This window comes from Gilliamella sp. B3127, assembly GCF_026536935.1.
Lineage (GTDB): Bacteria > Pseudomonadota > Gammaproteobacteria > Enterobacterales > Orbaceae > Gilliamella > Gilliamella apicola_E.
The window spans coordinates 13,949-28,318 of the sequence record NZ_JAFNNI010000008.1 but is presented as its reverse complement, the minus strand read 5'-3'; the positions used below and the strand labels follow the sequence as shown (position 1 = coordinate 28,318).

14 protein-coding genes are annotated in these 14,370 nt (G+C 34.7%); 4 read left to right on the top strand and 10 right to left on the bottom strand.

Annotated elements, in window-relative coordinates; all coding sequences use genetic code 11:
* Positions 1–53 precede the first annotated feature (53 nt).
* The 4 genes from J3U00_RS10690 to orn all read right to left on the bottom strand — a co-directional run bounded on the left by J3U00_RS10690 (position 54) and on the right by orn (position 4,342).
* On the bottom strand, positions 54–1,379 hold the full coding sequence (locus J3U00_RS10690) for a CoA-disulfide reductase (RefSeq protein WP_267332377.1): 1,326 nt from the start codon (positions 1,377–1,379) through the stop codon (positions 54–56).
* 154 nt (positions 1,380–1,533) lie between these two features.
* On the bottom strand, positions 1,534–2,511 hold the full coding sequence (hemH, locus tag J3U00_RS10685) for a ferrochelatase (protein ID WP_065561802.1): 978 nt from the start codon (positions 2,509–2,511) through the stop codon (positions 1,534–1,536).
* Positions 2,508–3,785 (bottom strand): lipid IV(A) 3-deoxy-D-manno-octulosonic acid transferase, encoded by a 1,278-nt coding sequence (gene waaA, locus J3U00_RS10680; RefSeq protein WP_267332376.1) that lies wholly within the window; start codon positions 3,783–3,785, stop codon positions 2,508–2,510. Before waaA ends, hemH begins: the two co-directional genes overlap by 4 nt.
* A gap of 2 nt (positions 3,786–3,787) precedes the next feature.
* Positions 3,788–4,342 carry an oligoribonuclease gene (gene orn, locus J3U00_RS10675; protein ID WP_416379918.1) on the bottom strand — a complete coding sequence of 185 codons (555 nt, stop codon included), beginning with the start codon at positions 4,340–4,342 and terminating at the stop codon, positions 3,788–3,790.
* A gap of 81 nt (positions 4,343–4,423) precedes the next feature.
* On the opposite strand from orn, the gene rsgA reads away from it, so the two are divergent.
* Positions 4,424–5,449, top strand: coding sequence for a small ribosomal subunit biogenesis GTPase RsgA (gene rsgA / locus J3U00_RS10670; RefSeq protein WP_267332375.1), 1,026 nt, complete (start codon positions 4,424–4,426; stop codon positions 5,447–5,449).
* An 81-nt stretch (positions 5,450–5,530) separates the two neighbouring features.
* Here the strand turns inward: rsgA and J3U00_RS10665 are convergent, their stop codons facing one another.
* Both J3U00_RS10665 and dauA read right to left on the bottom strand, forming a co-directional pair.
* Positions 5,531–6,082, bottom strand: coding sequence for an HdeD family acid-resistance protein (locus tag J3U00_RS10665; protein ID WP_267332374.1), 552 nt, complete (start codon positions 6,080–6,082; stop codon positions 5,531–5,533).
* A gap of 176 nt (positions 6,083–6,258) precedes the next feature.
* Positions 6,259–7,932 (bottom strand): C4-dicarboxylic acid transporter DauA, encoded by a 1,674-nt coding sequence (dauA, locus tag J3U00_RS10660; protein ID WP_267332373.1) that lies wholly within the window; start codon positions 7,930–7,932, stop codon positions 6,259–6,261.
* 185 nt (positions 7,933–8,117) lie between these two features.
* Here dauA and J3U00_RS10655 point away from each other — a divergent pair, with 185 nt between their 5' ends.
* On the top strand, positions 8,118–9,485 hold the full coding sequence (locus J3U00_RS10655; protein ID WP_267332372.1) for a histidine-type phosphatase: 1,368 nt from the start codon (positions 8,118–8,120) through the stop codon (positions 9,483–9,485).
* 3 nt (positions 9,486–9,488) lie between these two features.
* Here the strand turns inward: J3U00_RS10655 and dtd are convergent, their stop codons facing one another.
* The 4 genes from dtd to rpsT form a co-directional block, all read right to left on the bottom strand.
* Positions 9,489–9,923 carry a D-aminoacyl-tRNA deacylase gene (gene dtd, locus J3U00_RS10650; RefSeq protein ID WP_065561808.1) on the bottom strand — a complete coding sequence of 145 codons (435 nt, stop codon included), beginning with the start codon at positions 9,921–9,923 and terminating at the stop codon, positions 9,489–9,491.
* An 8-nt stretch (positions 9,924–9,931) separates the two neighbouring features.
* Positions 9,932–10,774: a virulence factor BrkB family protein gene (locus tag J3U00_RS10645; protein ID WP_267332371.1), complete on the bottom strand. Its 843-nt coding sequence runs from the start codon at positions 10,772–10,774 to the stop codon at positions 9,932–9,934.
* 12 nt (positions 10,775–10,786) lie between these two features.
* On the bottom strand, positions 10,787–11,371 hold the full coding sequence (locus J3U00_RS10640; RefSeq protein WP_267332370.1) for an SPOR domain-containing protein: 585 nt from the start codon (positions 11,369–11,371) through the stop codon (positions 10,787–10,789).
* Between the two features lie 117 nt (positions 11,372–11,488).
* On the bottom strand, positions 11,489–11,752 hold the full coding sequence (gene rpsT, locus J3U00_RS10635) for a 30S ribosomal protein S20 (protein WP_025316521.1): 264 nt from the start codon (positions 11,750–11,752) through the stop codon (positions 11,489–11,491).
* 229 nt (positions 11,753–11,981) lie between these two features.
* Here rpsT and pgk point away from each other — a divergent pair, with 229 nt between their 5' ends.
* Entirely contained in the window at positions 11,982–13,145 is a 1,164-nt protein-coding gene (gene pgk / locus J3U00_RS10630; RefSeq protein ID WP_267332369.1) for a phosphoglycerate kinase, read from the top strand.
* A gap of 73 nt (positions 13,146–13,218) precedes the next feature.
* The gene (fbaA, locus tag J3U00_RS10625; RefSeq protein ID WP_065561812.1) at positions 13,219–14,298 is read left to right on the top strand and encodes a class II fructose-bisphosphate aldolase; all 1,080 of its coding nucleotides are present in this window, start codon (positions 13,219–13,221) and stop codon (positions 14,296–14,298) included.
* The last annotated feature ends 72 nt before the right edge of the window (positions 14,299–14,370 follow it).

Sequence of the window (14,370 nt, the reverse complement as noted above, 5' to 3'; positions counted from 1 at the left end):
AACCACATATTTTGAATTTTAATAATTTTGCAAATATTTGAAATATTTCAATACTATTTAGCAATGCCCCCAGCGATATTTAAAATATCCCATGGTCTTGAAAAAGGTGGTGCATATAAAAAATCCATCATGGCTAATTCATCAATTTTCATATTAGCCCAAATAGCGGTGGCTAAACTATTCGTTCTTAATACAGCACCACTACCCCCAGCAATCTGTCCACCTAATAAAATACGAGTTTCGGCGTGATAAATAAGTTTAGCCGTGACGCTAGTTTGCCCTTCAACATAGTTACTATGATTTTTATCTTTAACTACTACTGTTTTGTATGGGATACCAGCTTTAATAGCTTGTTGTTCGGTTAATCCTGTTCGACCGGCTTCAATATCAAATACTCTTAATGCTGATGTCCCAAGGGTTCCTGGGAATTGATTGTTACCGCCTGCTAAATTGTCACCAACAATTTTACCTAATTTGTTCGCTCCGGTCGCTAATGGAATATAAGTCATTGATTGGCTAACGCGATGATGAAGCGCGACACAGTCGCCTGCAGCATAAATATCAGCTATGTTAGTTTGTCCATAATTATCAACGACAATTGCACCATTACTAAGAGTTTCAATATTGAGATGTTTATAAACTTCGCTATTAGGCTTTACTCCTGTGGCAATAATGACAATGTCGGCGGGATATTTAGCTTTATCGGTGATAACATGAGTAACTTTTTGTTCACCTTCAAAGCCTTGTACTTGCTCTTGTAGATGTAAATCACAATGTTGTTTTAGATTTTCTTCAATTATCTCAGTAAGTTCTGGATCGAAGGCATCGGTCAATACTCTATCATCTAATTGAATTAATTTTACATTTTTATTCAATTTTACTAACGATTCAGTGATTTCTAGCCCGATATAGCCGGCACCAATGACCACGACATTACTATTTTGGTTTAAAGCTTTTTTTATTGCCAGACCATCATACATATCACGTAAAGTGAAAATATTTTCCAATTGTAGATTTTTTAAAGGTGGAATTATCGGTGTTGCCCCAACGGCAATGAGTAACTTATCATAATCGTCTTCAAAACAATTATTGTTTTTGATATCTTTGACGGTGACTTTTTTTAAATTAGGATCAATAGCGATAACTTCATGTAATGTTTTGATTTCAATGCCATCTTTAGCAAATTGTTCTGGCGTTCTGGATATCATTTCATTTTCATCGCCAAAATGATTGCCAATAAAATAAGGTAATCCACAAGCTCCAAATGAAACTATATCTGATTTTTCATAGATACAAATTGTCGCATTGGGGTCCCTTCTTTTGGCTTTTGCAGCAGCACTTGCTCCAGCTGCTTGAGCGCCAATGATGATTATTTTCATCGATAATTCTCCTTTGAGCGCAGATAATTTTTAACTATCATCCTAACACAGGTTATCATCTAGGTTAAATTAGTTGGTAATTTAGCTTTAATCTTAATCAATTTTACGTTCAGCTGATGTGATTTTGGGTAGTTTATTATCGTTAGAATAAATATTAATTAGTCAAAAAAGTTGAGGAACGGGGTTTTTGAAGTATATTTTTGATTAATTCCACCTGTAATGGCGTATCGTTTAAGGCTGGAATGTAATAAAATTGTTTACCACCAGCATTTAAAAATATTTCTCTGTTTTGCTCATCAATTTCATAAAGTGTTTCAATGCAATCCGCCGAAAAACCCGGGCAGATAACATGGACATGTTTGGTCCCGGTTTTAGCTAGGTTTTCTAATATATCGCTGGTGTTTGGTTCAACCCATTTCCCTTTACCAAATTTTGATTGATAAGCCATTTTGATTGGTAAGTCGATACCATTATCTTGGCATTTTTTTATCAATAACTTGGTTGTTAACTGGCATCTTTGCACATAGTCATCTTGCCGTTTATCAATATAGCGTTGAGGTATGCCATGATAGGAAAGAAGCAATACATCAGGTTGTCCTTGCGTTGAAAAAGCTTGTTGCACTTGTGAATAAAGCGCATCGATATAACTTTCGTCATCTGCATAATCACGAATATAGTTAATCTTGAACGCACAATCACGAATAAGTTGCTTAACTTTATCTAATACCGCCTGAGTTGTAGTTGTAGAATATTGTGGAAATAACGGTAATAGTGTTATTTTTTCACATGATTTTAAATTATTTAGTGCGGATTGTAAGCTCGGTTCACCATAGGTCATGGCTAATTCGCATTGTATATCCGGTAATGCTTGTTGTAATTGATTCATCAAGCGTTTACTGTAATGGAGTAATGGTGATTCCTCATTTATCCATATTTTTTGATAATGGTTAATGATGTAGGGAACGCGTTTAGGTAATACTAGGTATTTTAGTATTGGATACCAAATAAAAGCAGGAAGATCGACAACATGACGATCGAGTAAAAACTCTGTTAAGTAAGAGCGTATTGCCTCTGGCGTTGCAGCACTTGGCGTACCTAAATTAACAATTAATACTCCCTGTTTGTTTTTCATCGGTTATCCTTATATGGTTCAAGATAGTGATGGATAACCTTAAGTAGGCGATTTAGTGCTCCTTGGTTTCTTTTTAATACTTGATATGCGTTTTCGCCCATTTGCTGACAACGATTGTCGTCATTCAATAAGCTGTTTACAGTTGAATAGAGTGAATCAGCTGTGCTGTCACATATCAACATACCATTAGCTTCAATTAACTGTTCACAAATCACTTTAAAGTTAAAAAAGTATTTACCGCTAATAATTGGAATATGGTGTAGTGCCGGTTCTAATGGATTGTGACCACCATGTTCAATTAAGCTACCGCCAACAAAAGCGATATTAGCTAAACCATAAAGTTCTAATAGTTCTCCCATGGTGTCGCCCAAAATCACTTGCGTCTGCTCAGTAGGGATTTGTTTCGTGCTTCGTTTGATATAATTTAACTTATTGTCGGAAATTAGTTCTTCAACAGTTTTAAAACGTTCTGGATGACGCGGAACTAAGATAAGTAATAAGTTAGAGTGATTTTTTAGTAGTCGTTGAAATGCTGATAAAATGATTTCATCTTCACCTGAATGTGTGCTCGCTGCTATAAGAACTGGTCGATTTAATTGCCATTGCTGTTTTAATTGCGCAAGACTTTGTTTATCAGTTAGTTCAATATCAAATTTAATACTACCGGTTACGGTTAAATGCTCTTTTGGCAAACCTAACGATAAAAATCGCTCTCCATCTTGTTCGTTTTGAGCGGCGACTGTGCTGATTTTAGTTAATAGTTTACTAATCGCTTTTCCTAATTTGTGATACCTATTGGCTGAACGTTCAGATAATCGCGCATTAGCAATAATTAATGGGATTTTTTTGTTATGGCATTGGCTAATTAAGTTTGGCCAAAGTTCGGTTTCCATGATTATGACTAATTTAGGCTTAACTGCTTTTAGAAAACGATGTATTGCACAGGGCAAATCATAAGGTAAATAGACATGGCTAACGCTATCTTTGAGTAGCGTCTTAACTTGTTTAGAGCCAGTAGGTGTCATTGTTGTAACGGTAATTGGTAACTGCGGATATTGTTTTTGAAGTGTTTTTATCAATGGAATTGCAGCGAGTGTTTCGCCGACAGATACCGCGTGAACTAAAATTCCACCTGATTTGACTTTATTTTTACAAAATCCATAGCGTTCTAACCAACGCTTACGATAATCTGGTGCTTTGCGACTGCGCCAAAGCAGTCTAAACCAGACAAGCGGTTGGATTAAATAAAGTAAAATCGTATATAAAATATTCATGATTACTCATTAGTTAGATTGAAAAAGTGTTCTCGGTAATAAAGTAATTCAGCGATTGAGTCGCGAATATCATCTAACGCTTGGTGAGAACTCTGTTTACTGATACCTTTTAATATTTCAGGTTTCCAGCGTCTGGCTAATTCTTTAATCGTACTGACATCTAAATAACGGTAATGAAAATACTTTTCTAGATTTGGCATATAATTAAACAGAAAACGTCGGTCTTGACCAATCGTATTACCACAGATTGGTGAACAGTTTTCGGGAACCCATTGTTTTAAAAACGCAAGAGTTTGTTGTTCAGCTTGTTGTTCGGTAACCGTACTTTGACGAACACGATCGATTAATCCTGACTTGCCATGCGTTTTTTGATTCCAATCATCCATAAGCGCAAGTTGTTCATCTGTTTGATGAATGGCAATGACTGGACCTTCAGCGAGAATATTTAAATTAGAATCAGTTACAATAGTTGCGATTTCGATAATGCGATCGCTATTTGGATTGAGGCCTGTCATCTCCAGATCAATCCATATCAGATTATTTGATAGAGTAGTCATAATTTGTGGTATAAATTTTCTTTTTAATGCTGAGTAGTGTAGCATAAGTACTAAACTGTTTGACCAAAAAAATTAGCAACCGTGGCAAAAAATCAACTTTCAAAAAATCAAAAAAGGCGTATGGCCGCTAAGCATCAACAACGTTTAGAAACTAAGATGGATGAAAATCTATCAAATTTCTCTGCGCCTCGTGATGGGGTGGTGGTAAGTAGGTTTGGCAAATCAGCGGATGTTGAAGATAATGCTGGGATTATTTATCGATGTAGTATTCGCCGTACTTTACCGTCATTAGTGACGGGGGATAAAGTATTGTGGCGTGAGAGTTTGGAACCGAATACTAATGGTATTATTGAAGCAGTTCATCCTCGTCATTCCGAGTTAGTACGGCCTGATTTTTATGATGGAGTTAAGCCTGTTGCAGCAAATGTCGATCAAATTGTTATTATTTCAGCCGTTTTACCTGAATTATCGTTTAATATCATCGATCGGTATTTAGTCGCTTGTGAGGCGACGAAAATTAAACCTATTATCGTATTGAATAAAATTGATTTACTTGATGAGCAAAAAAAACAAGAAATTGAGCAACAGTTTCTTATTTACACTAAAATTGGTTATCAGGTTTTATTTGTTTCATGTCAGTCACAACAAGGTATTGAACCTTTACAGAAGGTTTTAGATGGTAAAATTTCTATTTTAGTTGGTCAATCAGGTGTTGGTAAATCCAGTATCATCAATTTACTATTGCCTCATAATCAAGCTACGCTAACCGGTGAAGTATCTGAAATATCTGGACTTGGTCAACATACCACAACTTCAACTCGGCTTTATCATTTACCAAATGGTGGTGATATTATTGATTCCCCAGGAATTCGTGAGTTTGGTTTATGGCATTTAGAGCCAGAGCAAGTAATTGCTGGTTTTGTTGAATTTGATGATTATTTAGGTGGTTGCCAATTTCGTGATTGTAATCACTTAGATACACCTGGATGTTTACTCCAGAAAGCTGTTGCACAAGGCGCGATTGCGCCATCAAGGTTAGATAATTATCATCGAATATTACAGTCAATGCGCGAAGTCAAAGCAAAAACCAATAAAAGTTATAAATAGTTGCTTTTGGTTAGAAAGTTTTATTTTTGAACTGTTGAGGCTTATTGCTCACAAGCCATGTTGTGAGCAATAAAATGAAATTTAAGATCTATGATTTTTTAGTGCAAAACCAATTGCAATATAAGCAAAACCTTGGAAAACTAGATCAATACCTAAAAACATACCTAATACGTAAACACTATCATATGGCCAGCCTGCTATTAGCATAAAACCTAAAATAATGTTAATAATTCCCGAAAAAATGATCCATCCCCAACGAGGTATGTTGCGGTTATTCATTGCTGCAAAAATTTGAGTAAATCCACTCATTGTCAATAATAAAGAAATCAATAATGTCAATGCACTTGAGACAGCAATTGGTTGGAAAAATGACATTGCACCAATAAAGATATATAAAATTCCCATAACTGCCCATAAAGCAGTTTGGCCAAATCCTTTGATGTTAAAAGAATGGATTACTTGGATAACCCCTGCGATAAAAAGGAGTGAACCGATAAAATAAACTGAAAAAACGGTGGCTATGAATTGATACCCCAATGCCAAGCAACCGAGAATAATTAAAACTATACCAATAATAATAAACCAATTGGATTTTTGTTTAAAACTTTGAATAGTGTTTTCATTAGCTATCATATTTATTTCCTGTTGTTAATGTAATGTATAAAATGAACACCATTTTTCTGAGCTAATCTTGACTCATATGAAAAAGGGAAGTGTACATAGCTGATAAAAAATACTTAGTGAAAACTCGGACGGTTTACTTTCACTAAGTATAATATTTAATCAATATAATAATATCAATTTTGATATTAAATTTTATCTTTCAGTGCTTCATCTAAAGTTGAATAAAACATTAATTTATTTGATTTAGGTACAATTCTCGCCCGAGCTAAGGTTTTTAATGGTTGGAATTGTAATTCGCAAATAGATAGATCGACTGACTCTGGTAATTCATCAATAAAATGAATCAGTGCATTTAAGCCTCCTGCATCTAGGATTGGTACAGCATCCCATTGTAAAACAATATGTTGATAACCATTGATTTTTTGGTATAACTCTAAAAAAGTCCGTTCAGCAGCTGCAAAGAATAAAGGACCATTAATTCTTAGCACTAACGTTTTTTCATTGCTTTGGTTCAATTCGACCAAACGAGTCATACTAGCAATACGACGCATAAACAAGATTGAGGCTAATACGATCCCAAGCGTAATAGCGATTACCATGTCGAATAATACGGTAAGGGACATGCAAATAAGCATGATCATGATATCGTCTTTAGGTGCGCATTTAATAATGTAGACAACGCGTTGAATGGCACTCATGTTCCATGCAACAATTAATAATAATGCTGCCATAGCTGATAATGGAATAAATGATAAAAGTGGAGCAAAACAGATAAGTGCCAATAATACGATTAATGAATGCAATACGGCGGCAATTGGCGATGTTGCGCCCGCTTTGACATTTGCCGCTGAACGCGCAATAGCCGCTGTTGCTGAAATGCCACCAAAAAATGGCGCAATGATATTTCCTAAACCTTGGCCAATCAGTTCGCTATTTGAATGATGTTTGGTATGGGTCATTTCATCTAATACAACTGCGCATAGTAGTGATTCGATCGCACATAACATAGCCATCGTTAATGAGATTGGAATTAAAGCCGTTATTGTTGACCAATCCCATGTGAAACTTGCATGTTCCCATGGTAAGATAAATTCTGGTAAAACAGGTGGAATACCATGACCAACAGTGTTATCGGCTAATGTATAAGTGAATCGTGAACCGATTGTTTCGATTTGATAGCCAAATTGATTGAATACTAACATGGTTAGTATGCCTGCAATTAAAGCCGGTAAATGGCCAGATATTTTTACTCGAAATTTTGGCCATATGATTAAAACAATCAGTGTAACTAAGCCAACAAAGGTATCTGCGATATTAATGGTTGGAAAAGCTTTAACTAGTTCAATAACTTTATTAACATAATTTTCTGGCATGTGTTCTAGCGTTAAGCCAAAAAAATCTTTTATCTGCATGGTGGCGATGGTTATTGCAATACCAGAAGTAAAACCTAGCACCACTGGTAGAGGAATGTATTCGATTAATCGACCTAAACGAATTACACCCATCAATATTAAAAAAATGCCTGAAAGTAGAGTGGCAATTAATAGACCTGATAAGCCAAATTGTATGGAAACAGGATATAGAATGACCACAAACGCTGCAGTTGGGCCTGAAACACTAAAACGTGATCCTCCAGTGAGAGCTATCACGAAGCCTGCTATAATTGCGGTATAGAGGCCATGTTGAGGAGCAACACCACTTGCAATAGCTAAAGCCATAGCAAGCGGGATAGCAATAATGCCAACCGTTATTCCGGCAATTAAATCTTTAAGAAAACGAGTTGTGTTGTAAGGAGTATTTATGCATGCAGATATAAACGCACAGCTTATTTTAATACCAGAAAGGCCATATAATTTCATTATGTTTTAAAGCAGTTAAATGAGTTATAAAAAGTAGCTAATAAGATAATCTTTTTTTAAAAAATTGAAAGAGTATTCTAAAAATAATTGTATGATTTTCAGTTAAATTAGGTGATTAATGGTATAAAATGCTTCAAAAGCACGTTCTTGTTATTTTGCTCTTATATTATTAGGTAGGAGTCATTATGTCTTTTATAAAACAATCTTTTTTTATCCAATTTTTAATCTTAGTCATCAGTTTACTGATGTTTTCACCATTAAGTTTTGCAGAAATGATAACATCAGGTTCAAAGACCGCGTATCAGTATGATAAACAACATACCCCTGCACCAGATGGATATCAAGCATTTTATATTGATCATATTGGTCGCCATGGTTCACGTTATATTAGTAAACCTAAATATGAAGATATTGCTTATAACGTATTAATTTTAGCTGATAAAAATAATCAATTAACCGAAATGGGAAAATCATTATTAAGGCAAATTATTCGTATTAAAGCATTGAATAAAAATCATTATGGTCAGCTTACTGATCTTGGTCGAAAAGATATTAGTTTAATTAGTCAACGCATGTTAGCCAATAACCCAACGGTTTTTAAAGGACAAAAAATCGAAGTGCTATCATCAACCTCACCAAGAGCTAAAGAAACAGCAGAAATTTTTATTAAAACATTTAAAAATAACTATTCTGATATCAATATTTATCAACAACCAGAAGATCAACAAAGTCTATTACGTTTTTTTGAATATTCTCCGACTTATAAAGAATATAAAAAGAGTAAAAGTGTTAAAAATGCCTTAAAATCGCTAGAAAATTCGACTAAAACAGTAGAGATGAGTCAAAATGTTGCAAGTTTGATATTTACTCAAGGCTTTTGTAATGAGTTGAATATTGGGATTTCTTTACCTGAAAAATCTTCAATTAAAACAGCAGATTTTGTCATTGCAGTTTATCAACTTTACCAGGAGTTATTATCATTTTCTCCTGAAATTTTAGCTGATAATCATCTTGATTTTAGCCTATATTTCACTAAAAATCAGTTATTATGGTTTGACACGGTAGTCACTTCTAAAAATTTTTTACAAATTGGTCCAGCGTTTGATGCGAATGGTATCCAGATTAAAATTGCTGCGCCATTATTGTTGGATATGTTAAAAACAGCTGATAAGGCAATAACTGATAAAAATATTGATGCTAATTTACGGTTTGCTCATGCTGAAACTATTTCGCCATTAGCAACATTGCTTGAACTTGAAGGCACTTATACTGCTGTTAACTCAGTCGCGGATTATCCATTCGTTTGGCAAGCAGAAAAAATTATTCCTATGGGCGCTAATATTCAATGGATTTTTTACCAAAGCAATCAACCCCATCAACCCATATTAATCAAAGTGATGTTAAATGAAAGAGAAGTGCATTTACCATTGAAAACCGATAATTATCCGTACTACCGTTGGGACGAGGTAAAACAGTTTTATGAAAATAAGCTGAGTAAACTAGGTTTTACTGATAATAACACATCTTTAGAATGGCTAAATAAAGTAAAATAATTTTTAAACTTGTAGCCAAAAAGTTACGGGTCCATCGTTAATAAGAGAAACCTGCATGTCAGCGGCAAATTGTCCAGTTTGTGTCTCAATTTGTTGCTGACATTGTCTAACAAAAAATTGATAAAGTTCATTAGCTTTATCGGGTGGAGCACCTTTTGTGAAGCTTGGGCGCATACCTTTTTGAGTATCAGCAGCCAGAGTGAATTGAGAAACAACCAGCAATTTTCCATTTATTTGTTGAACATTGAGATTCATTTTGTCATTAATATCACTGAAAATACGATACCCAAGTACCTTTTCACTCAAGCGTATCGCTTTTTGCTCGTTGTCATCTTGTTCAACACCGAGTAAAACAAGTAATCCCTGATCGATTTGACCAATAATTTGATTATCAACAGAAACTGATGCTTGTTTTACACGTTGGATTAAGGCAATCATAATTTATATTACTCCGATAGCGATGTGGGTTTTAATAGTGCCTTTCTTTGTTTATTATAGTCATTTAGTGTTGCTGCAAATTCGGCGCCAAATAAAACAATACACCACGAGCAATAGATCCAAACCAACATAATCGGAATTGAGGAAACTACTCCATAAATGAGCTGATAAGTCGGAAAAGAAGTAACATATAGCGCAAAAGCACGTTTACCAATTTCGAATAATATTGCTGCAACTAATGCACCAATTGCTGCTTCTTTAAATGGAATTGATTCAGTTGGAATAATGCTGTAGAGCAACCAAAATCCAACAACCGATATGATAAATGGTAAAGTACTTAGTAGGAGATCACCACTAGCAGCGTTCGATAACCATTTTAAAGAAAATATATAAGAACTTACTGCAACACTTGAACCGACTAAAATAGGACCTAATGTTAAAATTGTCCAATACATAGTTAAGTTATACATGAATGAACGTTTGCGTTTGGTTTGCCAGATACGGTTTAGTGCATTATTAATAGAATTAATAAGTAGTAGTGATGTTACTATTAAACCGATAATTCCAATAAATGTCATTTTTTTTGTATTGGCAATAAATTGTTCTAGGTAATTTTGAATGGTGTCACTTGCAGTAGGGACAAGATTGCTATAAATGAGCTGTTTTAAGGATTGGCTAACTTCATTAAACATAGGAAACGCAGAAAGTAAAGAAAACACAACAGTTATTAATGGGACTAATGCAAGTATTGTCGTATAAGCTAGTTCTGCCGAGGATGAGGTTAAACGATCATGATTTATACGAGACCATAACATTACCAAAAAGGTCTGTATATGCTTAAGTATATTCATAATATATCTTATTTAATTAGAAATAATACAGTTATTAATTCCATTCGTTTTTAAAGTGTTTAATGCTTTTTGCACATCACCTTTATTTGTATAAGGCCCAACGGTAACTCGATATAACTGCTGACTTAAAGATATGTTACCACTAATACCGGTCATTGCCAAAGATGCTTTTAATGTATCTGCATTAGTTTTATCTTTAAAAGCCCCACATTGTAGTAACCATTTATTATTATCATTACTTGATGATAAAGTCGATGTGGTCGTGGTGTTATTCATAAAGCTATCTAATATTTGTTGCCGTTCACTTGCTGTTTTATTTGAGTTACTACTAGCATTTGGTGTTTCCAATTCTTTAAGGTACGTCCAGCGTTCTTGTGGTTTTTCCGGCAGGGTTATCGCTGGTGATTCAGTTTTGACTTTTGGTTTTTCAACTGGTTTTTCAGAAGAATTGGTTGAAAGATAATATAGAATAGAAGAAAACAAAATAATAATGATGATTGCAAGGAATATCATTAAAGATGGGAATAATCGTGACTTATTTTTTTTAGCTTTTCCTTTTGATTGGCTCTTTTTTCTTACATAATCACGCTGAACCACAATACGCTCTCTTTTCTTTTATTCACATAAATTTAAATAATAGTATATAAATAAAAAAAGTGGCTTACACCACTTTTTTTCAATTTTCTTTAACTCTATTGTCAACAGATTAGAAAATTAAGCTAATGCTTTAATCTGTTTAATTAAATTCGCTTTATGACGTGCTGCTTTGTTTTTGTGGATTAGACCACGAGCCGCTTGACGGTCAACAACTGCTTGCATGTCTTTGAATGCTACTTCAGCTGTTTGTTTATCACCAGCTGCTACAGCTGCGTAAACTTTTTTAATATAAGTACGCATCATTGAACGGTTACTAGCATTATGTTTACGGCGTTTTTCGGACTGAACCGCACGCTTCTTAGCTGATTTGATATTAGCCAAAGTCAACTCCCAAGTTTAGATAAAAAATACATATTAATAAGGCGGGGAAATATGCCTGATTTTCTTTCTATTGTCAATGCTGTTACATAAAAAAATTTCCTATATAGTATAAATTACTAATTTCTACTAAATGTTTACTATATAACCGATAATGGATGTAACCTAAAAAGAAATTTTATGTTAGAATAGCAAAAATTTTATTGTTTTTATATTTAAAAGAGGAAGTCTCATGTCTATCATTAGAATGCAAGATCTTGATCTAAAAGGGAAACGTTTATTTATTCGCTCAGATCTTAATGTGCCGGTCAAAAATGGTAAGGTTACTTCTGATGCTCGAATTAAAGCATCATTACCGACTATTGAAGAAGCCATTAAAAAAGGCGCTAAAGTAATGGTTACTTCTCATATTGGCCGTCCAACTGAAGGCGAATATAACCCTGAGTTCTCTCTACAACCAGTGGTTGATTATTTAAAAGAACATGTTTCTTTCCCTGTTCGTCTAGTAAAAGATTATCTTAACGGTGTTGACGTTAAAGAAGGCGAACTAGTTGTTCTTGAAAACGTACGTTTTAATGTAGGCGAAGGTAAAGATGATGAAACTTTATCTAAAAAATATGCAGCACTTTGTGATATCTATGTAATGGATGCATTTGGTACTGCTCACCGTGCTCAAGCTTCAACTCATGGTGTTGGTAAATTTGCGCCAGTAGCTTGTGCTGGTCCATTATTAGCAGCTGAACTTGATGCTTTAGGTAAAGCGTTAGATAATCCAGCTCGTCCAATGGTTGCGATTGTTGCTGGTTCTAAAGTATCAACAAAATTGACTGTTCTTGATTCTTTATCAAAAATCGCTGACCAAATTATTGTTGGTGGTGGTATTGCAAATACATTTATCGCAGCTGAAGGCTATAATGTTGGTAAATCACTTTATGAAGCTGATTTAATTCCTGAAGCAAAAAAATTAATGGCTAATTGTCATATTCCAGTTCCTACTGATGTTCGTGTAGCAACAGAATTTAGTGAAACTGCAACAGCTACTGAAAAATCAGTTGCCGATGTAAAAGAGAATGAACAAATTCTTGATTTAGGTGATAAATCAGCTGAAGCATTAGCAGACATTATCAAAAAAGCCAAAACTATATTATGGAATGGCCCTGTTGGCGTATTTGAGTTCCCTAATTTCCGTCGTGGTACCGAGATTGTTGCTAAAGCAATTGCTGACAGCCAAGGTTTCTCAATCGCAGGTGGTGGTGATACATTAGCTGCAATTGATTTATTTGGTATTGAAGATAAAATCTCTTATATTTCAACTGGTGGTGGTGCCTTCCTAGAGTTTGTAGAAGGTAAAAAACTTCCTGCTGTTGCAATGCTAGAAGAGAGAGCAAAAGCGTAATAATTTTCTATATGAAGGATGAGCCAATCACTCATCCTTTAATTTTTATATAAATAAATCTATAGGTATTAAAATGGCTACAAAGATTTCTGATGTCGTTAAACCTGGTGTTGTAACCGGTGATGATGTTCAAAAAGTGTTTCAAGTTGCTCGTGAAAATAATTTTGCATTACCAGCTGTTAACTGTGTTGACACTAATACAATTAATGCAGTAATCGAAACTGCGGCTAAAGTTGGTTCTGCTGTTATCGTTCAATTCTCTAATGGTGGTGCTCAATTCATCGCAGGTAAAGGATTGAAATTAGATGGGCAAGAAACTGCTGTTTTAGGTGCAATTTCTGGCGCTAAACATGTTCACCTTATGGCTGAAAAATATGGTGTGCCAGTTATCGTTCATACCGACCACTGTGCTAAAAAACTTCTTCCATGGGTTGATGGATTACTTGACGCAGGTGAAGCTCACTTTGCTAAAACGGGTAAACCTCTATTCTCTTCTCACATGATCGATCTTTCAGAAGAATCTTTAAAAGATAATATTGATATTTGTTGTCAATATCTTGCTCGTATGTCAGCAATGAAAATGACATTAGAATTAGAGCTTGGTTGTACTGGTGGTGAAGAAGATGGTGTTGACAATAGCCATATGGATAGTTCAGCACTTTATACTCAACCTGAAGATGTTGCTTATGCTTATGAGCGTTTAAGTGCAATTAGCCCACGTTTCACTATCGCAGCTTCATTCGGTAACGTTCATGGTGTTTATAAACCAGGTAATGTTAAATTAACGCCAAAAATTTTAGATAACTCTCAAAAATATGTATCTGAGAAATTCAATTTACCAGCTAAATCATTGAACTTTGTGTTCCATGGTGGTTCTGGTTCTACTCCTGAAGAAATTGCAGAAGCAGTAAGTTACGGTGTTGTTAAAATGAACATCGATACTGATACGCAATGGGCAAACTGGGCTGGTGTTCTAGAATATTACAAAGCAAATGAAGCTTACCTTCAAGGTCAATTAGGTAACCCTGAAGGCGTTGATGCTCCAAATAAAAAATATTATGATCCACGCGTATGGTTACGTAAAGGTCAAGAATCTTTAGTTGCTCGTTTAGAACTTGCATTTAAAGAACTTAATGCGATCGACGTACTTTAATATCATTCATTTATTATATAAAAGCAGGGTTATTCCTGCTTTTATTTTATCCGCTAATAAAAAGTCTTGCAT

Excerpts from the sequence above, each read along its gene's own strand:
- J3U00_RS10665 (WP_267332374.1), bottom strand. The coding sequence starts at position 6,082 with ATGATAGCTAATGAAAACACTATTCAAAGTTTTAAACAAAAATCCAAT.
- waaA (WP_267332376.1), bottom strand. The coding sequence starts at position 3,785 with ATGAATATTTTATATACGATTTTACTTTATTTAATCCAACCGCTTGTC.
- pgk (WP_267332369.1), top strand. The coding sequence starts at position 11,982 with ATGTCTATCATTAGAATGCAAGATCTTGATCTAAAAGGGAAACGTTTA.
- J3U00_RS10690 (WP_267332377.1), bottom strand. The coding sequence starts at position 1,379 with ATGAAAATAATCATCATTGGCGCTCAAGCAGCTGGAGCAAGTGCTGCT.
- dtd (WP_065561808.1), bottom strand. The coding sequence starts at position 9,923 with ATGATTGCCTTAATCCAACGTGTAAAACAAGCATCAGTTTCTGTTGAT.
- orn (WP_416379918.1), bottom strand. The coding sequence starts at position 4,342 with ATGACTACTCTATCAAATAATCTGATATGGATTGATCTGGAGATGACA.
- J3U00_RS10645 (WP_267332371.1), bottom strand. The coding sequence starts at position 10,774 with ATGAATATACTTAAGCATATACAGACCTTTTTGGTAATGTTATGGTCT.
- J3U00_RS10655 (WP_267332372.1), top strand. The coding sequence starts at position 8,118 with ATGTCTTTTATAAAACAATCTTTTTTTATCCAATTTTTAATCTTAGTC.
- hemH (WP_065561802.1), bottom strand. The coding sequence starts at position 2,511 with ATGAAAAACAAACAGGGAGTATTAATTGTTAATTTAGGTACGCCAAGT.
- fbaA (WP_065561812.1), top strand. The coding sequence starts at position 13,219 with ATGGCTACAAAGATTTCTGATGTCGTTAAACCTGGTGTTGTAACCGGT.
- dauA (WP_267332373.1), bottom strand. The coding sequence starts at position 7,932 with ATGAAATTATATGGCCTTTCTGGTATTAAAATAAGCTGTGCGTTTATA.